This window comes from Ascidiimonas meishanensis, assembly GCF_037782385.1.
Lineage (GTDB): Bacteria > Bacteroidota > Bacteroidia > Flavobacteriales > Flavobacteriaceae > Ascidiimonas > Ascidiimonas meishanensis.
The window spans coordinates 413,304-431,253 of sequence record NZ_JBBEXD010000003.1 but is presented as its reverse complement, the minus strand read 5'-3'; the positions used below and the strand labels follow the sequence as shown (position 1 = coordinate 431,253).

At 34.2% G+C, this 17,950-nt stretch carries 18 protein-coding genes; 17 read left to right on the top strand and 1 reads right to left on the bottom strand.

From position 1 onward, the window contains the following. The first annotated feature begins 127 nt into the window (after positions 1 to 127). The 8 genes from WBG07_RS06940 (at position 128) to WBG07_RS06905 (ending at position 6,177) form a co-directional block, all read left to right on the top strand. Positions 128 to 463, top strand: a complete 336-nt coding sequence (locus tag WBG07_RS06940) for an arsenosugar biosynthesis-associated peroxidase-like protein (RefSeq protein WP_340199841.1) — start codon at positions 128 to 130, stop codon at positions 461 to 463. A 38-nt stretch (positions 464 to 501) separates the two neighbouring features. Continuing rightward, a complete protein-coding gene (gene arsS, locus WBG07_RS06935) occupies positions 502 to 1,557 on the top strand; it encodes an arsenosugar biosynthesis radical SAM (seleno)protein ArsS (protein WP_340199839.1) in 1,056 nt (351 codons plus the stop codon). A gap of 3 nt (positions 1,558 to 1,560) precedes the next feature. After that, positions 1,561 to 2,067, top strand: a complete 507-nt coding sequence (locus WBG07_RS06930) for a rhodanese-like domain-containing protein (protein ID WP_340199837.1) — start codon at positions 1,561 to 1,563, stop codon at positions 2,065 to 2,067. Next, complete coding sequence (locus tag WBG07_RS06925; RefSeq protein ID WP_340199835.1) at positions 2,060 to 2,671, top strand: TIGR04282 family arsenosugar biosynthesis glycosyltransferase; 612 nt, start codon at positions 2,060 to 2,062, stop codon at positions 2,669 to 2,671. The genes WBG07_RS06930 and WBG07_RS06925 overlap by 8 nt, the downstream gene beginning before the upstream one ends. Continuing rightward, positions 2,671 to 3,486, top strand: a complete 816-nt coding sequence (locus WBG07_RS06920) for a purine-nucleoside phosphorylase (protein ID WP_340199833.1) — start codon at positions 2,671 to 2,673, stop codon at positions 3,484 to 3,486. The genes WBG07_RS06925 and WBG07_RS06920 overlap by 1 nt, the downstream gene beginning before the upstream one ends. A 2-nt stretch (positions 3,487 to 3,488) precedes the next feature. Then, positions 3,489 to 4,457, top strand: a complete 969-nt coding sequence (gene arsM / locus WBG07_RS06915) for an arsenosugar biosynthesis arsenite methyltransferase ArsM (RefSeq protein ID WP_340200081.1) — start codon at positions 3,489 to 3,491, stop codon at positions 4,455 to 4,457. A gap of 112 nt (positions 4,458 to 4,569) precedes the next feature. Then, entirely contained in the window at positions 4,570 to 5,481 is a 912-nt protein-coding gene (locus WBG07_RS06910) for a DUF547 domain-containing protein (protein WP_340199831.1), read from the top strand. A 6-nt stretch (positions 5,482 to 5,487) separates the two neighbouring features. Beyond that, positions 5,488 to 6,177: a TIGR04283 family arsenosugar biosynthesis glycosyltransferase gene (locus tag WBG07_RS06905; protein ID WP_340199829.1), complete on the top strand. Its 690-nt coding sequence runs from the start codon at positions 5,488 to 5,490 to the stop codon at positions 6,175 to 6,177. Between the two features lie 284 nt (positions 6,178 to 6,461). Here WBG07_RS06905 and WBG07_RS06900 read toward each other — a convergent pair whose 3' ends face one another. Further along, positions 6,462 to 7,469, bottom strand: coding sequence for a glycoside hydrolase family 113 (locus WBG07_RS06900; RefSeq protein WP_340199827.1), 1,008 nt, complete (start codon positions 7,467 to 7,469; stop codon positions 6,462 to 6,464). 421 nt (positions 7,470 to 7,890) lie between these two features. On the opposite strand from WBG07_RS06900, the gene WBG07_RS06895 reads away from it, so the two are divergent. From WBG07_RS06895 to argC, 9 genes are all read left to right on the top strand, one after another. Continuing rightward, the gene (locus WBG07_RS06895) at positions 7,891 to 9,189 is read left to right on the top strand and encodes an NAD(P)/FAD-dependent oxidoreductase (protein ID WP_340199825.1); all 1,299 of its coding nucleotides are present in this window, start codon (positions 7,891 to 7,893) and stop codon (positions 9,187 to 9,189) included. Positions 9,190 to 9,210: 21 nt separating this feature from the next. Then, positions 9,211 to 10,806 (top strand): 4Fe-4S binding protein, encoded by a 1,596-nt coding sequence (locus tag WBG07_RS06890; protein WP_340199823.1) that lies wholly within the window; start codon positions 9,211 to 9,213, stop codon positions 10,804 to 10,806. A gap of 120 nt (positions 10,807 to 10,926) precedes the next feature. After that, on the top strand, positions 10,927 to 11,349 hold the full coding sequence (locus WBG07_RS06885) for a toxin-antitoxin system YwqK family antitoxin (RefSeq protein WP_340199821.1): 423 nt from the start codon (positions 10,927 to 10,929) through the stop codon (positions 11,347 to 11,349). Beyond that, positions 11,346 to 12,035: a glycosyltransferase family 2 protein gene (locus tag WBG07_RS06880; protein ID WP_340199819.1), complete on the top strand. Its 690-nt coding sequence runs from the start codon at positions 11,346 to 11,348 to the stop codon at positions 12,033 to 12,035. Before WBG07_RS06885 ends, WBG07_RS06880 begins: the two co-directional genes overlap by 4 nt. Continuing rightward, positions 12,036 to 13,520 (top strand): cellulose synthase family protein, encoded by a 1,485-nt coding sequence (locus WBG07_RS06875; RefSeq protein WP_340199818.1) that lies wholly within the window; start codon positions 12,036 to 12,038, stop codon positions 13,518 to 13,520. 38 nt (positions 13,521 to 13,558) lie between these two features. After that, on the top strand, positions 13,559 to 14,857 hold the full coding sequence (locus tag WBG07_RS06870) for a mannosyltransferase (RefSeq protein ID WP_340199817.1): 1,299 nt from the start codon (positions 13,559 to 13,561) through the stop codon (positions 14,855 to 14,857). 293 nt (positions 14,858 to 15,150) lie between these two features. Continuing rightward, positions 15,151 to 15,774: a GNAT family N-acetyltransferase gene (locus WBG07_RS06865; RefSeq protein ID WP_340199816.1), complete on the top strand. Its 624-nt coding sequence runs from the start codon at positions 15,151 to 15,153 to the stop codon at positions 15,772 to 15,774. Positions 15,775 to 15,776: 2 nt separating this feature from the next. Next, positions 15,777 to 16,970: an argininosuccinate synthase gene (argG, locus tag WBG07_RS06860; protein WP_340199815.1), complete on the top strand. Its 1,194-nt coding sequence runs from the start codon at positions 15,777 to 15,779 to the stop codon at positions 16,968 to 16,970. Continuing rightward, positions 16,963 to 17,937, top strand: coding sequence for an N-acetyl-gamma-glutamyl-phosphate reductase (gene argC, locus WBG07_RS06855; protein WP_340199814.1), 975 nt, complete (start codon positions 16,963 to 16,965; stop codon positions 17,935 to 17,937). Before argG ends, argC begins: the two co-directional genes overlap by 8 nt. The last annotated feature ends 13 nt before the right edge of the window (positions 17,938 to 17,950 follow it).

Sequence of the window (17,950 nt, the reverse complement as noted above, 5' to 3'; positions counted from 1 at the left end):
AAAATTGAATGAAGCAATATAAAAAATTAAGATGAAACGTAATCTTTAATGATTTATTCCGTCTAATTACAATGCTAAGAAATGTCATAGAAGATAATTATCTTTAGCATCTTAAAAAAGAAAATACATGCAAAAAACATATTACGATCCGGCAGATCTTAAAAAATTTGGCAACATTACAGAATGGAATGAAGAATTAGGAACCAAGTTTTTTGAGTACTATGGAAAAGTATTTGAAGAGGGCGCCTTATCCGCTCGGGAAAAATCATTAATTGCTTTAGCAGTTTCTCATGTAGTTCAATGCCCATATTGTATTGATGCTTACACAAAAGATGGACTTGAAAGAGGCATTGAGAAAGAAGAAATGATGGAGGCAGTACATGTAGGTGCAGCTATAAAAGGTGGTGCTACATTGGTACACGGAGTTCAAATGATGAATAAATATGATAAATTAAGCATGTAGCATTTGGCTTCCTGTTTTTAAGAAAAGAATAAAAATAAATGGCACAAAAATCGCTGCTAGCCAGAAAGAATGAACTTGCTAACACACATAAGCAAATAGAGTTTCTCTCAAATGGTATTTTCGCTTCTGGCGAACTCCCTACTTTTAAAGAAAAAATTACACAAAATGGTAATTTTCCCCTAAAGCCTAAAAAGCTAGAGATCCTGCAAATAAATATAGGATATATGTGCAATCAAGTATGTTCACATTGCCATGTAGATGCAGGTCCAGACAGAAAAGAAATCATGACCCGTGAAACCATGAAACAATGTCTGGAAGTTATTAAAAACACAGGAGCTCATACTTTGGATCTAACTGGGGGCGCTCCAGAAATGAATCCTGATTTCAGATGGTTTGTTGAAGAAGCAAGCAAAGCGGGAATTAAAGACTTCATTGTACGTTCTAATCTCACTATTATTGTAGCGAACAAGAAATACCATGATTTACCAGAATTTTTTAAAAAACACAATGTTCATGTAGTGTCTTCACTACCTTTCTATAAAAGAAACAAAACAGATAAACAGAGAGGAAACGGGGTTTTTGACGCATCCATCAAAGCCTTACAAATGTTAAATGAGGTAGGCTATGGTATGGAGGAAACTAATCTAAAATTAGACTTGGTTTACAATCCTTCTGGTGCGTTTCTGCCGTCAGATCAAGATGCAATGGAACGTGACTTTAAAAAAGCGCTTAAAGAAGATTTTGGCATCTATTTTAATCAGTTATTTACAATTACTAATTTGCCCATAAGTCGTTTTCTCGAATATTTAATTGCTTCAGAAAACTATGAAGATTATATGTATGCCTTAGTAGAAGCGTTTAATCCTTCGGCTGTAAAAAACGTAATGTGTACCAACACCATTTCCATAAGTTGGGATGGCTGGTTGTATGATTGTGATTTTAATCAGATGCTAGACTTGAAGGTTGCCTCCAAAGTAAAACATATCTCTAATTATAACGAAGACGTACTTCAAAATCGCAAAATAATCATTTCGCAACATTGCTACGGTTGCACTGCGGGCGCTGGGAGTAGTTGTCAAGGCACCGTAGCTTAATTTATGCATAAGAAAGTTTTCATATTTATTTGCTGCTTTAGCCTTTTTCTGGTTAAAACTTCAAGCGCTCAAGAATCTTTGTATTTTTTACTTCAAAAATTTAATAGCAAAGAAATCCCGTATATTACGGTGGATAGTTTACAACAGAATCTAGATTCATTTGCAATACTTGATGCCAGAGAGCCAAATGAATATCAAGTAAGCCATTTGAAAGATGCTATTTTTGTTGGGTTTGAATACTTTAGCAAAGAAGAAATAAAAAAGTTAGTAAGCAATAGAGAAAAGCCTATAGCAATTTATTGCTCTATTGGGATTCGTAGCCATAAAATTGCAAAAAAGCTAAAAAAGATGGGGTACAAGCATATTTTTAATGTTTACGGAGGTATTTTTGAATGGAAAAATAAAGGATATGCTGTGGTAGATACTGCTAATAAAGAAACTGAAAAGGTACATGCATATTCTAGGTTATGGGGTGTTTACCTGAGAAAAGGAGAAAAAATATATGACTAAGAGAGCACTTTTAATATTTACTCGCAATCCAGTTATTGGCAAAGTAAAAACAAGACTTGCAAAAACGGTTGGAGATCAAACAGCATTAGATATTTATACGTTTTTGTTAGAGAGAACTGTTCAGGTAACAACACCTATTGTGGCATCCAAATTTGTTTATTACTCTGAAGAAATTAAAAAAGAAGATATCTGGAATGCTTCCGGTTATACTAAAAAATTACAAAAAGGAGCACATTTAGGGATTAGAATGCTGAATGCATTTAAAGAAGCTTTTGAGGATGATTATCAAAGTATGCTAATTATAGGAAGCGATATGTATGATATAACACCAGCTCATATTAATGATGCTTTTAGGCAACTTGAAGCTAATGATGTGGTAATTGGTCCTGCAGAAGATGGAGGTTACTATTTGTTAGGGCTTACCTCTTTAATTCCTGAAATTTTTGAAAACAAAAAATGGGGTACCTCAACCGTTTTGAAAGATACACTGGCACAACTGACTACTAAAAAAATTCATTTACTTGAAAGATTAAATGATATTGATATATATGAAGACATTGAGAACCATCATGCTTTTAAGCCATTTCTAAAACCTACAGACTAATGACAACAAAACAACTTCAAGAAACTACCAGCTATTTACAAGAAAAAGGGTTTCATAATCCAGATATAGGGATTGTACTAGGTACAGGATTAGGGCAACTTGTTGACGAAATTGAAAATCAAATTGTAGCACATTACAATCATATTCCATTTTTTCCATTGGCAACCGTTGAATTCCATACAGGAAAATTGATTTATGGAACCATAGAAGAGAAAAAAGTGGTAGTGATGCAAGGCAGATTTCATCTCTATGAGGGTTATGATTTTATTGACATCACCTATCCAATTAGAATCATGCATGGACTTGGTATTTCTAAACTTTTAATTTCCAATGCAGCGGGAGCCATCAATTTAGATTATAAGAAAGGAGATTTGATGCTTATTGAAGATCATATCAATTTGCAGGGAGGATCGCCTTTAGCTTTTAAAAACGTTTCTGAATATGGAGAGCGCTTTGCAGATATGAGTGAGCCTTACAACCCAGAAATGGGTGAAAAGCTATTAGAGATTGCAACTCGTAAAGATATAGTATTGCATAGAGGAGTGTATGCATCTGTTGTAGGGCCACAACTAGAAACCAAGGCAGAATATCGCTATCTGAAAATTATTGGAGCGGATGCTGTGGGTATGAGTACAGTACCTGAAGTTATTGTAGCAAATCATCTAAACTTACCCTGTGTAGCGGTATCTGTATTAACAGATGAATGTAATCCAGACAACCTTAAACCTGTTAATGTGCAAGAAATAATAGAAGTGGCTGGGAAAGCAGAACCTAAAATGATTACCCTTTTTAAAGAACTTATTAAAACCATTTAATGATGTCATACCTTGAAACTACCAAAGACGTATATAGAGAAGCAGCCTTAACACCAGACGTAGGACTTTGTTGCACCACAAACCCTATTTGGGAACTTCCTGGGCTTAGCATTCCTAAAATTATGCAGGAAATGAACTATGGCTGTGGAAGCACTGTACACGCTAGAGATCTGGTTCGCAATCCTAAAGTATTGTATGTAGGTGTTGGTGGTGGAATGGAGTTATTACAATTTTCCTATTTTTCAAGACAAAAAGGAGGAGTTATTGGTGTAGATGTAGTAGACGAAATGTTAGCAGCATCACATAAAAACTTTAAAATTGCAGAGGCGGAAAACGACTGGTTCAAATCAGAATATGTAGAATTATTAAAAGGAGATGCCTTGAATCTTCCGGTAGCAGATAATAGTATTGATGTCGCTGCCCAAAACTGTCTTTTTAATATCTTTAAAATGGAAGAATTAAAAAAGGCCATTGCTGAAATGTATCGCGTTCTTAAACCTCATGGGAGATTGGTTATGAGTGATCCTACCTGTGAACAGCCTATGAATGACACATTGAGAAATGACGAAAGATTACGTGCTTTGTGCCTCAGCGGAAGCCTTCCTATTGCTGAATATGTTAAAATGCTCACCGATGCCGGATTTGGAACTATTGAAATAAGAGCCAGAAAGCCTTACCGCATTCTTGATCCTGTTCATTATCCCACAAAAGAAATCATCTATATTGAGTCTATAGAGGTAGCCGCTATTAAAGACCCTATGCCAGAAGATGGACCCTGTATATTTACGGGTAAAGCAGCTATCTACTATGGTGAGGAAGATTATTTTGATGATACTAAAGGACATATTCTATTAAAAAATCAACCCTTGGCTATTTGCGACAAAACAGCCGCTGCAATTGCAAGTCTTAAGAGGGATGATATTTTTATTTCAGAAGCTACTTTTCATTACGACGGCGGTGGCTGCTGTTAATTTTTCAATTTGAGGTAAGGTATTCATTAAAAATTAGACCAATCTACGGAAGCAATGGATATTTCAGTAGCATTATTCTTTTTATAGACGCCTTAATCCCAAATCAAAAATCATGAAAATCAACCTTATACAGATCTTTTTGTTACTTATAAGTTTCAACGTCTTTAGTAGCTGTAATTCTTCAAAAAGAGTCATAAAAGCAAGTGTTAACAAGGACGTCTCAAAAAATGGGGTGATGGCTCCTATTATAGAAAAAGATAATTTCAGCAAGAAAGATTCTTTGATAAACGATTCAAAAAACAAGGTAATTGAAGAGCAGCCTTTATCCAAAGACAGCATACAGATTCCTTCTGAAGAAAAAACTGAAAAAGCGATTACTTCAAATATTCATGAGTTATGGAATCTATTATTACAAAAACATGTTGCAGAAAATGGCTTTGTAAATTATGCTGGTTTAAAAAAAGATCAACCCATACTAACTAAATATCTAAGAATTTTACAAGAGCATTTAATAGATGAAAATGCGAGTAAAGAGAAAAAATTAGCATTTTGGATTAATGTTTACAACGCCTATACAGTGCAATTAATACTTAATAATTATCCTGTAAATAGTATCAAAGACATCAAAGATCCTTGGGGTACTCGTTTTTTTAAGTTAGGCAAAAAATGGTACAATTTGAATGATGTAGAGCATAAAATATTACGAAAAATGGATGAACCCAGAATTCATTTTGCCATTGTTTGCGCTTCTATTTCTTGTCCAAAACTACAAAACACCGCTTTTACGGCAGCTACTCTAGAAAAACAATTAGAAGAGGCAACCAACATATTTATAAACGATCCTACAAAAAATACCATTGGAGAGAAACGGCTAGAACTTTCACTTATCTTTAGATGGTTTTCTAAAGATTTTAAAACAAAAGGTAGCCTCATTTCATTTATCAAACCCTATGTGAATACAGAAATAACTGAAACAACACGTATTTCGTATCAAAAATATGACTGGGGCTTGAATGGCAAATAAAAGGAATTGAAAATAAGTATTATTATACCTGCTCTTAATGAAGCCGATAATCTGTCGGTGTTAATTCCGTACTTAATTAAAAACAGTAATACCGGAAATATTGCAGAAATCATTATTTCAGATGGGGATAGTAGTGATGGCAGTAGCAATTTATTCCAAAATGTTCCCGGCGTGGTATTTCTTTCCAGTAAACAAGGAAGGGCTATTCAAATGAATCATGGAGCAAGAGAAGCTTCCGCAGAGGTATTGTATTTTCTGCATGCAGATTCTTTTCCACCAAAACAATTTGATATAAAAATACTTCAAAAGATTCAAGAGGGAAGAGAAGCAGGTTGTTTTAGATTAAAGTTTGATTACAAACACCCTTTCTTGCTAATTTCACAATGGTGTACCCGATGGAATTTTGCCATTTGCCGCGGAGGAGATCAATCTTTATTTATTACCAAAGCACTTTTTTTTAAAATGAATGGCTTCAATGAAAACTATACTATTTATGAAGACAATGAATTTACCAACCGATTGTACAAAGAAAGAAATTTCACGGTACTACCCGATTATGTAAAAACTTCTGCTCGTAAATATAGAAAGTTAGGTGTCTACAAATTACAATACCATTTTGCGGTAATTCATTTTAAGAAACTAACTGGCGCTTCTCCTGATGCACTCTATAAATATTATAAAAAGCATATTGGTTAATACTATTCTATTGATTATCAGATTAGTATACTACTAATTCTATTTTTAAAACTAGGAATTTTGGCTCTTAACTTACTAATAAAACTACCCTTAAACTTCATGTATATCTCAGTTAAAAAATTGAAAATATTTTTGTCAATAGAGAAAACATCAAAACAGAATAGGTTCTCCAAGCTACCCCTTGGAACACTCCTTTTTATGTAATTAGACATTGTAGATAGAAGTAATAACTGATATTATCATGTTCTTTAACAGCAGAAACCAAAAGAAAAAACACTTAAGTATTAACTATTATTTTTATAAAAATCTTTTACTAATGCTTCCGCCGGTTTATTTTGGGGGGTAAACTGAGAATCTTTAACTCCGCCCGCCTCTTTATGATTATCAAACCATTTCCATAAAAATCCACCGGCAAACCAAGGCTCATTCCAAAATTCATCGTAAAGTGCTCTTAAGGCATTATTCTGTCCTTTCAGGTTTACTTCTGCCTTATTATTAAAATTCCAAGGTTCTTTTGCTGTGTAATCCACACTTCTATAACCGTATTCTGTAAAGATTACAGGTTTTTGATTTATTTCTTGTACTTCAAGAATAGTCTTCTTATGTTTTTTCCAACCCTTTCTCAACTCGTCTACTGTAGGTGTCTTAACTTGGCTTAAAGGAAAATAGGCGTCAATACCAATAAAATCCAATTGACTCCAGAAAGGAACCTTTGCAAAGGTATCCCAATTTTCAGCATAGGTAAGCTTACCTTTATACACTTTTCTTATCTCTGTAACTAATCCCTTCCAATATGCTGGACGATTTGCAATAAAAGTATGAAGCTCTGTTCCAATACAAAAGACTTCTGCTTTTACTTTTTGAGCTGATTTTGCATAGTCTATAATAAATTTTGAATAATAATCTTCCAAGTGTTTCCAGTCTTCTTCAGAACGCATTTTGATAGTTCCTGTAAACTCACCTCTCCAAACCCAAATCTGTGGTTTAATCATTACTTTAATCCCCTTTTCGTGCAAATAGTTAGTAGTCATTTCAACACCTTCTTTCCGTTCTCCCCACCATTGCCTATCTGAGTTATACATAATTTCAGGAGAAGACGTAGTTCGCATAAATCCAAAAGGCATCACCGCTGCCCAATTTGCATGGGCATCCTTTAGAGGTTTTATGTCTGAAACTGAAATTTCATCTCGAGAAGCCACGTAACTTAATCCGTTAATTTTAGTATTCTGAGTACAAGAGGATTGAAAGAAAAGCAATCCAGTTAAAATTAATAGGTACTTTATTTTATTCATAAGGAAACTATATAAGGCTCTAAGATAACAGGAAACCTGTAAAATGAGTCTTATTCCAATGTTAAAAGTTTATCTCAAAACAATATTTACAACACATATAAAGTTGACACACAATGCTTAAACTAAAGAGATTCTGCCAATTGAAATTAAATCTTGTTCAAAATTATCTCCTAAGTCTAAGCGTTTAACCATATTTTTTAATCTGGATTACGGCAAGCTGACTAACTAGTAGTTCTAATTACTTCCAAACAACAACAAAACTTTAAGAGGTCCGTAGTCATCAGAAATTTAAAGACATCCCGTTCGAAAACCTATCAAAAAACTTACAAATGAAGTTTTATTTAAATTCATTATAAATTCAAATTGTCAAATAAGTTATTAACTTTAGAAGCGACTTAATTAAAAATAATTGACCACTTATATGGAACACATCGTTATTATTGGTAATGGAATTTCTGGTGTTACACTTGCAAGACATATTAGAAAATTATCCAAAAAGAAAATTACAATCATTTCAAATGAAACGGAATTCTTTTTCTCCCGCACTGCTTTAATGTATGTCTACATGGGACACATGAAGTTTGAGCACACACAACCTTATGAAAATAATTTCTGGAAGAAGAATAAAATTGAGCTGAAAAAAGGTTTAGTAACTCATGTTTCTGCGGATAATAAGGTTTTAAAATTTAAAGATGGAACAGAGTTGCCGTATGATAAACTAATAATTGCTGCAGGATCAAAGCCTAATAAATTTGGATGGCCCGGTCAAGACTTAAAAGGAGTGATGGGAATGTATCATCGTCAAGATCTTGAGAATCTTGAAAGTCATTCACCCAATTGCAAAAGAGCTGTTATTGTTGGTGGTGGTTTGATTGGAATTGAATTAGCGGAAATGCTCAGGTCCAGAAATATTGAAGTGACATTTTTAGTAAGAGAGTCAAGCTTCTGGAATGGTGTTTTACCCAAAGGAGAATCGGAAATGATCAATCGTCACATAAAAGAACATCATATAGATTTACGTCTTCAAACCAATCTTACGGAGATTATTGCTGATGAAAATGGAAGGGCTAAAGCCGTAAAAACCGACAAAGGAGATATTATAGAATGTCAAATTGTAGGTCTTACGGCGGGTGTTTCACCAAACATAGCATTTTTAAAAGATTCATTAGTAGAAACAAATAGAGGTGTATTAGTCAATAGATATCTAGAAACTAACGTTCCAGATATTTATGCAATAGGAGATTGTGCAGAACAAAGAGAGGCTATAGGTCTTAGAAGACCCGTTGAAGCTGTTTGGTACACCGGAAGGATGATGGGAGAGGCATTAGCACAAACCATTTGTAGTAATAGAACCGCCTATAATCCCGGTCATTGGTTTAATTCTGCCAAATTCTTGGATATTGAATATCAGACCTATGGATGGGTATTTTCAAAACCCAAAGAATACGAGCAACAATTTTACTGGGAACACGCAGACGGGAAGAAGTGTATTCGTATTTCTTACCATAAAGATTCAAGATTATTTCTTGGCATTAACACCTTTGGAATAAGAATGCGTCATGAAACCTTTAACAAATGGCTTGATGAAGAACGCACCATTGATCATGTAATTGCTAATTTAAAAGAAGCCAATTTTGATCCAGAATTCTATCGTCATCATGAAAATGAGATTCAGGTCTCTTATCATATGCATAAAAAAGAAACGCTAGTTTTAGACTAATCACAAAATACACCTATTAAAATGAATTCAGATAATAAAAGTATCTCTCTTGCAGATCCTACTGCTAATGGAATGGATCTTATTCAAAAAATAGCTCTTACAGCAGGTCTTTTAGGGCTTCTTATTATGGCATTAGCATTGTTTAATATTGATTTTACAAACAAAGCAATGTGGCTTGGTCTTTCTATCATACTAATTATTGGAGGAACCATCGTTTATGCAAACCGCTTGTATCTAATCCACCCAGAAGGCATTAAAAATAATGGCGTATGGTTTAAATCTATCTCTAGTGCCGGTTTTTGGGGTTGGATTGTGGGTGTTTTACTTACCGCATTTTATGTTTTTTTGTATTGGTTTCCTGAGTATTTAGGCCTAAACAGCGATGGTGAAAATACCGGTATTGTTAGTTTTTTTGATCCCTTAAGCTATCTCCTGAATGGTCATGAGGCAAGTCAATGGTTTGTTTACGGTACTTTATACACGGTAGCTATTTTATCATTAGGCTATAAGTTTATTTTAAAATACAGACACAATCGTTACCAAATATTTAGGACCTCCTCTGTTATGTTCTTTCAATTAGGTTTTGCGTTTCTTATTCCTGAAATCCTAGAAAAATTGAATCCAGACAAAGCCTATTTTGGTAAAGACCTCAAGAATATGTGGCCTTTAGATTATGATTTTTTCTTTGATTGGCACCTCAAAAACTTAATCAACGGGGGAAATTTGGGCATGTTCATGCTCATTTTTGGAGTTGCCTTAATTTTTATCATCTCCCCTATCTTAACTTATTTTTATGGTAAGCGATGGTACTGTTCATGGGTTTGTGGATGCGGAGGACTTGCCGAAACAGCAGGAGACTCATTCCGGCAATTATCTAGCAAAAAAATGAATGCGTGGAAACTTGAACGTTGGTCTATTCATCTTGTATTGGTATTCGCTTTTGTAATGACGGTTGCGGTTATTTATTCTTTTCTAGGAAGTAAATCAGGAGCAGCGCTTAGTATTATTAGTAAAGGGCAATTTGTTTGGGGAACCGTTATTTTTCTATCGGTACTCATTCTTGCTATTTATATATTTAAAAGAAAAGCAATGGATAATGATGCATTATTCACTATGGGAGCTATTGGAGCTGTGATTATTGGCGCTATTGTAATCAATTATACGGCAAACGACAAAAATATTCTTTTTGTAAGCAGTTATAAAATTAGAGAATGGTATGGATTTGGTGTTGGCGCCGCCTTCTCAGGCGTTATTGGGGTAGGTTTCTATCCGTTATTAGGGAGTAGAGTTTGGTGCCGCTTTGGCTGCCCTATGGCTGCCATTCTGGGCCTTCAACAACGGCTATTCTCTAAGTTTAGAATTACCACCAATGGGGGGCAATGTATTTCCTGTGGAAATTGCTCCACCTATTGTGAAATGGGAATTGATGTGAGAGCCTATGCACAAAAAGGAGAAAATATAGTGCGTTCTTCTTGTGTAGGCTGCGGAATTTGTTCCGCTGTATGCCCAAGAGGTGTTTTAAAACTTGAAAATGGCTCACAAGATAACCGCATTAATGCGAACGAAATTCTTTTAGGAAATGATGTAAACCTAATGGAACTCATTAATAAAAAATAACGAGTTGTTAGCTTTAGAAAAAACTAACAACTTAAATTATAGTATCCTTGATTATATTCTGTTATGACTTTTAAATATTATTCTTTTATTCTTTTTTTTTCGTTGATTATTTCTGGATCAATGAAAGAAAAGTATAAGGTTTCTTATCATCAAAATGGTATTGTTAGTGCAGAAGGTTGGTGGAAAAACCAAAAGAAAGAAAAATATTGGAAATATTATTTTCCAAATGGAAAGTTAAAACAAGAAGGACATTACAAAAATCATCAAAAAGAAAAATATTGGTACTTTTACCACTTGAATGGAACGTTGCAAAGCGAAGGAAGTTATAATAACGGACTTGAACAAGGCTGGTGGGTATTTTACAAAAATGGTAAAGTTGCCGTAAAGTACCAATTTAAAGACGGAATAATTCATGGATATGCCTTAGTATATGAAAAAGGAAAACTTCAAAAAGCAGAAAAATACCATCAAGGTACTAAGGTTAATGAATGGACGGACTATCTCAGCTTTAGGAAAGAAAACAGACTATCAGATCTTAAATGACACATATTAAAGTCGTTATACCCGCTTATAACGAACAAGATTCTATTGCGCTTGTACTTCGGGAAATCCCTGAGCTGGTTGACGAAGTTATTGTGGTTAATAATAACTCTACTGATAAGACAGCCGAAGTTGCTCAAAAAAACGGAGCTACCGTATTGACCGAAGAAAAAATGGGATATGGCTATGCCTGTCTGAAAGGTCTAGATCACATAGCATCTCAAGAAAAAAAACCAGATATTGTTGTTTTCTTAGATGGAGATTATTCAGATTATCCAGAAGAACTCACAAAGCTTGTAAAACCTATTATTGAAGATAATATTGACATGGTTATTGGCGCACGTGTGAAAAATTTACGCGAAAAACACTCAATGACCCCTCAACAAGTATTCGGAAACTGGCTGGCAACCAGTCTAATGAAACTTTTTTTTAATGCTAAGTATACAGATCTTGGACCGTTTAGAGCGATCAAATACAATACACTGTTATCCCTTGATATGGTTGATAAAACCTATGGATGGACAGTAGAAATGCAACTCAAAATTTTACGTAAAAAACTAAGTTATACAGAGATACCCGTACACTACAAAAAAAGAATTGGAGTCTCAAAAGTTTCAGGAACCATAAAAGGTACTATCTTTGCTGCCATAAAAATACTTGGTTGGATTTTTAAATATAGTATACGATAAATGAACCTACTCATATCTTACATCATCATCGCCATTTACAGTACTGCCCTTGTACTTATCTTTTTTTATAGTTTGGCCCAATTAAATTTGCTCATAAATTATCTTAGCTATAAGAAGAAAAATGATGAAGCCGCAAAATTTAATCTTCTAGACCCTAAAGAAGTTCCATATGTTACTATACAACTTCCTATTTATAATGAAGAGTATGTAGTTGAAAGACTTCTTGAAAATATTGCAAAACTTGAGTATCCTTCTAACCGATTGGAAATACAGGTTTTAGATGATTCTACAGATGAATCGGTAAAAGAAACTGCAACTCAGGTAGAAGCATTGCGCAAAACAGGACTGGATATTAAACATATTAGAAGAGAAAATAGAGTTGGTTTTAAAGCAGGAGCTCTTAAAGATGGTCTTTGCGATGCAAAAGGAGAATATATTGCCATATTTGATGCAGACTTTTTACCAGATTCTGATTGGCTTAAAAAAACAATTATTTATTTTAAAGATCCTGAGATAGGCGTAGTTCAAACCAGGTGGGGCCATTTAAACAGAGATTATTCTTTACTTACCAAAATACAAGCATTTGCCTTAGACGCACATTTTACCTTAGAACAAGTAGGAAGAAGTGCTAAAGGCCATTTTATAAATTTTAATGGTACCGCTGGTATCTGGAGAAAAGAATGCATTATTGATGCAGGTAATTGGGAAGGTGATACCCTTACCGAAGATTTAGACCTCAGCTACAGAGCACAATTGAGAAATTGGAAGTTTAAGTATTTGGAAGATGTTGAAACTCCGGCAGAATTACCTGTGGTAATAAGCGCTGCCAGATCACAGCAATTTAGATGGAATAAAGGTGGTGCAGAAAACTTCCGAAAGATGGTTTGGAAAGTAATGACCACTAAGAATATTCCTTTTAAAACGCGTTTACATGGAGTACTTCACTTATTGAATAGTACAATGTTTTTATGCGTACTAACAGTGGCCTTACTAAGTATTCCTATGCTTTATATCAAAAACACCTATGGGCATTTGGCTTGGTTTTTTGATGTAACTAGCTTTTTTATTGTTAGTACCATTATACTTTTTGTTTGTTATTGGTTTACTTATAAAAATATACAAGGAGGTGGTATTGATAAATTTATTGACTACATCAGAATGTTTTTTACCTTCTTCTCTGTAGCAATGGGCTTTTCTTTGCATAACTCAGTTGCCGTTCTGGAAGGACATATGGGTAAGAAAAGTGAGTTTGTTAGAACCCCTAAATTTAATATTAAGAACCTTACAGACACGTGGAAAGGTAATAAATACCTCCGAAAGAATATTTCTGCTAATACAATGCTAGAAGCAATTCTTATGTTGTATTTCCTCTTTGGAATGTATAGCGCGGTACCTTTAAATGATTTTGGATTATTTCCATTTCATTTTATGCTTTTTCTTGGGTTTGGTTTTGTTTTCTTTAAATCGCTAACCTCTAAAGCTTGATTGTAACCTTTTGGAAATACCATAAATTTTCCATATTTATGGCATTAACAAGTATAGTTTTATACTTTTCATTTGCTTACGATCTTCAAAGAACCGATTTTATAAAATTAATAACGCTTTACGGAGCGTTATTTTATTTTTACTATACCTTGATCAAGGTAGAAAAGACCCAGCCCGTTTTTTTGAATGCTCTTGTAATTCTTTCCCGGATGGTATTCCTTTTTGCCATTCCAAATTTATCGCAGGATTTTTATCGGTTTATATGGGATGGCCGAATGTTAGTTGAAGGCTGGAATCCTTTTCTATACCTACCAAAAACACTTATGGAAGAAGGTATTGCTCCCGTTGCACAAGCACAAGAGCTCTATAAAGGCATGGGAGAACTTAGTGCAAATCATTATACAAACTACCCGCCTTTAAACCAATTATGCTTTTTTATAGCAGCTTTATTTTCTGGAAATTCAATTCTAGGCTCCGTACTAACTTTAAGAATTATTATTATTATTTCAGATCTGGGTATTTTATATGTAGGTCAAAAGTTATTAAGAAAGCTTGAACTGCCAGATCATTATATTTATTTATACCTTCTAAATCCATTTATCATTATTGAATTAACTGGAAACTTACATTTTGAGAGTTTGATGCTATTCTTTCTGCTACTAAGTCTCTATCTAATTGTTCTTGACAAAACCAAATTAGCTGCTTTAGCAATGGCATGTTCTATTTCTGTAAAGCTTCTACCTTTATTATTACTTCCCTTGTTATTTCAAAGGCTATCATTTAAAAAAGCGATAATTTTTTATTCCTTATCAATATTCATTACTATTTTACTATTCACTCCTTTCTTTTCAATTAAGTTCATAGAGTCTTATACAGAAACTATCGGTCTTTGGTTTACCAACTTTGAATTTAATGGTAGTATTTACAATATTATCAAAGCAATAGGCTTTAAAGTAAGCGGATACAACATTATTAGAACAGTAGGCAAGATCACGCCTCTAATTGTTCTATTTCTTGTCATTTTACTCACCTTTTTAAGGGATAATAAATCGTTACCTAAACTTATTACAGGAATGCTATTTGCCCTTTCTTTTTACTTATTTACAGCTTCAGTAGTGCACCCATGGTATCTTTCTACTTTGTTACTGCTAAGTATTTTTACAAAATATCGCTACCCATTTTTATGGTCACTTTTAATTATGCTGAGCTACTTCACCTATTCGCAACCTAATTTTACTGAAAGTTATCTGCTTTTAGTATTACAATACCTTCCAGTCTATGCCTTATGCATTTATGAAATATTTATTTCTCGTAAAAAAATAGCGTTTAATTTATAATACTTTTAAAATAAGGGTACAAATACTTGAAAAAGTATAATAATAAATCCGTAGCCTCCATTTATTTTAGATTTTTGGGTTGTTAATTGAATAAATTGTATATTTGATTCTTTAAGATGAAAGACAACTACTACATATGTAAATTTTCTTCGGAGTTTTTTGCTCCTTCATTTGTTATGTCTTTCCCCCGCCGTCGCCCCTAGGGTGTATTTATTATTTTTTTGAACCTAGGTGAGTCCGGTTCAGCCTTCACAAGTCATTTTTCAAATAATTTTTTTTAAATCATCCTAATTATGTTAGTAACCGTTGCTGACAGTTCTCATATTAAATATGCTCATAGCATTTGTGACACCATAGAAGAATCTGCTAAAATTCGGGGTACTGGAATAGCAAAAAGAACTCCAGAATACATCATTGCCAAAATAGAAAATGGAAATGCTGTTATTGCTTTAGACGGAGATAATTTTGCTGGCTTTTGTTACATTGAAGCATGGGGTCATGAAAAGTATGTTGCCAATTCAGGTCTTATTGTTCATCCAGATTATAGGGGGCAGGGTCTTGCTAGAACTATCAAAAAGAAAATATTTGAGCATTCCCTAATTAAGTATCCTAACGCAAAAGTTTTTGGTATTACAACCGGGCTTCCCGTTATGAAAATTAATTATGAATTAGGGTATGAACCCGTAACCTTTTCAGAGCTTACAGACGACCCTACATTTTGGAGTGGTTGTGGTACCTGTAAGAATTTTGATATTCTTACCCGAACTGAAAGAAAGATGTGCTTATGTACCGGAATGCTATACGATCCCGAAAAAAAGAAACAGCATACCAAGTATGAAAAAGATAAAGCAGTATTAAAAAGATTAAAAAATATAAAACAAGCTCTTTTTCTTAAAAGAGAAGATAAAAAGAAATAATCATGCAAAAATTAGTATTAGCCTATAGTGGTGGACTTGACACTTCTTATTGTGTAAAGTATCTAACAGGAAAAGGTTATGAAGTACATGCGGCAAGTGTAAATACCGGCGGATTTAAAGCAACCGAGATTGATGAGCTTCATGAAAAGGCACTCCAATTAGGCGCTGCTTCCTATAAAAATATTGATGCGATTGAGAAATTTTATGATAAGGTTGTACGCTATCTAATATATGGAAACGTACTTAAAAACAACACCTATCCATTATCAGTAAGTGCAGAACGTATTGTACAAGCCATTGAAATTGTTAAGTATGCCGTTGAAATAGGTGCTACGGCTATTGCTCATGGCAGTACCGGAGCTGGAAATGATCAAGTTAGATTTGATATGATCTTTCAAACCATTGCACCTAATATTGAAATAATTACTCCTATTAGAGACCAACAACTTTCAAGAGATCAAGAAATAGATTTCCTTAAAGAACACGGTATTAAAATGAACTGGGAAAAAGCCAAATATTCTGTCAACCAAGGGCTCTGGGGAACGAGCGTAGGTGGAGCAGAAACACTTACTTCACACCTAGGACTTCCAGAAGATGCTTTCCCCAGTCAACTTACCACAACAGAAAGTTCAGCACAGGTAAAACTAACTTTTGTTAAAGGTGAACTTACCGCTATCAATGACCAAAAAGATACAGCTACCTCTAATATTGAGAAACTTAATGAGTTAGCATCCTCTTTTGCCATTGGAAGAGATATCCATACAGGAGATACCATTATAGGAATTAAAGGAAGAGTTGGCTTTGAAGCAGCGGCTCCTTTAATAATTATCAAGGCACATCATTCGCTAGAAAAACATGTGCTTACTAAATGGCAGTTACATCACAAAGAACAATTAGGTAATTGGTATGGGATGCTATTACACGAAGGGCAGTATTTAGACGAAGTAATGCGAAACATAGAAGTCTTTCTTGCCGATACTCAAAAGAAAGTCACCGGAGATGTTTTTGTCTCGTTGTATCCTTACCGATTTGTGGTGGATGGAATTAACTCACCACATGATTTAATGAATGCTTCTTTTGGTAGCTATGGTGAAATGAATAAAGCCTGGAGTGCAGATGATGCTAAAGGATTTATTAAGATTCTTTCAAATCAGAATAAAATATATAATCACGTAAACAAGATTAGTCATGATTAATGCAGGAATTGTAGGAGGTACCGGTTATACCGCAGGAGAACTCATTCGTTTGCTTACCAACCATAAAAAAGTACACATAGATTTTGTGTATAGCACCAGTAAAGCCGGAGTAGCTATTAGCGATGTTCATACAGATTTATTGGGAGTGACTAACCTGAAATTCACAGGAGAGGCAAATACATCTGTAGATATACTTTTTCTATGTTTGGGTCACGGAAATTCTAAAAACTTTCTTGAAAAACACTCATTTTCTAAGGATACGAAAATCATAGACCTAAGCAATGATTTCAGGTTGTCAAACGATGCTAGTTTTCAAAACAGGTCATTCGTTTATGGCCTTCCGGAACTTCAAAAGGCAGCTATTGAAAATGCCAATAGCATTGCAAATCCCGGATGTTTTGCAACAGCAATTCAATTAGGATTATTACCATTGGCAGCTTCTAAAAAACTAAATGAATCTGTGCATATAAACGCAGTTACCGGGAGTACAGGTGCAGGTGCTGGCATGAGTGCAACCACTCATTTTAGTTGGAGAAATGATAACGTATCATGGTACAAACCTTTTACACATCAACATTTAGGAGAAATTCAGCAAACTATCAGTAATCTTCAAAATGAAACCGCTACCATCCATTTTCTTCCGGTTAGAGGAAATTTCACCAGAGGTATTTTTGCGACAGCATATACAAAATTTGAAGGGACTTTAGAAGAAGTAACTTTATTGTATAAAGATTTCTACAAAGATGCCCCCTTTACTCATGTTTCCAATCAGCCTATATCTTTAAAACAGGTAGTTAATACAAATCAATGCCATATTCACCTGCACAAACACGATAACATTATATTAGTTACCAGTGCAATTGATAACCTCCTCAAAGGAGCTTCCGGACAGGCAGTTCAAAATATGAACCTGCTTTTTGGATACAATGAGCAAGAAGGATTACAATTAAAAGCAAGTCAGTTTTAAATTAAAAAAACAC

Excerpts from the sequence above, each read along its gene's own strand:
- WBG07_RS06940 (WP_340199841.1), top strand. The coding sequence starts at position 128 with ATGCAAAAAACATATTACGATCCGGCAGATCTTAAAAAATTTGGCAAC.
- arsS (WP_340199839.1), top strand. The coding sequence starts at position 502 with ATGGCACAAAAATCGCTGCTAGCCAGAAAGAATGAACTTGCTAACACA.
- WBG07_RS06930 (WP_340199837.1), top strand. The coding sequence starts at position 1,561 with ATGCATAAGAAAGTTTTCATATTTATTTGCTGCTTTAGCCTTTTTCTG.
- WBG07_RS06925 (WP_340199835.1), top strand. The coding sequence starts at position 2,060 with ATGACTAAGAGAGCACTTTTAATATTTACTCGCAATCCAGTTATTGGC.
- WBG07_RS06920 (WP_340199833.1), top strand. The coding sequence starts at position 2,671 with ATGACAACAAAACAACTTCAAGAAACTACCAGCTATTTACAAGAAAAA.
- arsM (WP_340200081.1), top strand. The coding sequence starts at position 3,489 with ATGTCATACCTTGAAACTACCAAAGACGTATATAGAGAAGCAGCCTTA.
- WBG07_RS06910 (WP_340199831.1), top strand. The coding sequence starts at position 4,570 with ATGAAAATCAACCTTATACAGATCTTTTTGTTACTTATAAGTTTCAAC.
- WBG07_RS06900 (WP_340199827.1), bottom strand. The coding sequence starts at position 7,469 with ATGAATAAAATAAAGTACCTATTAATTTTAACTGGATTGCTTTTCTTT.
- WBG07_RS06895 (WP_340199825.1), top strand. The coding sequence starts at position 7,891 with ATGGAACACATCGTTATTATTGGTAATGGAATTTCTGGTGTTACACTT.
- WBG07_RS06890 (WP_340199823.1), top strand. The coding sequence starts at position 9,211 with ATGAATTCAGATAATAAAAGTATCTCTCTTGCAGATCCTACTGCTAAT.
- WBG07_RS06885 (WP_340199821.1), top strand. The coding sequence starts at position 10,927 with ATGAAAGAAAAGTATAAGGTTTCTTATCATCAAAATGGTATTGTTAGT.
- WBG07_RS06880 (WP_340199819.1), top strand. The coding sequence starts at position 11,346 with ATGACACATATTAAAGTCGTTATACCCGCTTATAACGAACAAGATTCT.
- WBG07_RS06875 (WP_340199818.1), top strand. The coding sequence starts at position 12,036 with ATGAACCTACTCATATCTTACATCATCATCGCCATTTACAGTACTGCC.
- WBG07_RS06870 (WP_340199817.1), top strand. The coding sequence starts at position 13,559 with ATGGCATTAACAAGTATAGTTTTATACTTTTCATTTGCTTACGATCTT.
- WBG07_RS06865 (WP_340199816.1), top strand. The coding sequence starts at position 15,151 with ATGTTAGTAACCGTTGCTGACAGTTCTCATATTAAATATGCTCATAGC.
- argG (WP_340199815.1), top strand. The coding sequence starts at position 15,777 with ATGCAAAAATTAGTATTAGCCTATAGTGGTGGACTTGACACTTCTTAT.
- argC (WP_340199814.1), top strand. The coding sequence starts at position 16,963 with ATGATTAATGCAGGAATTGTAGGAGGTACCGGTTATACCGCAGGAGAA.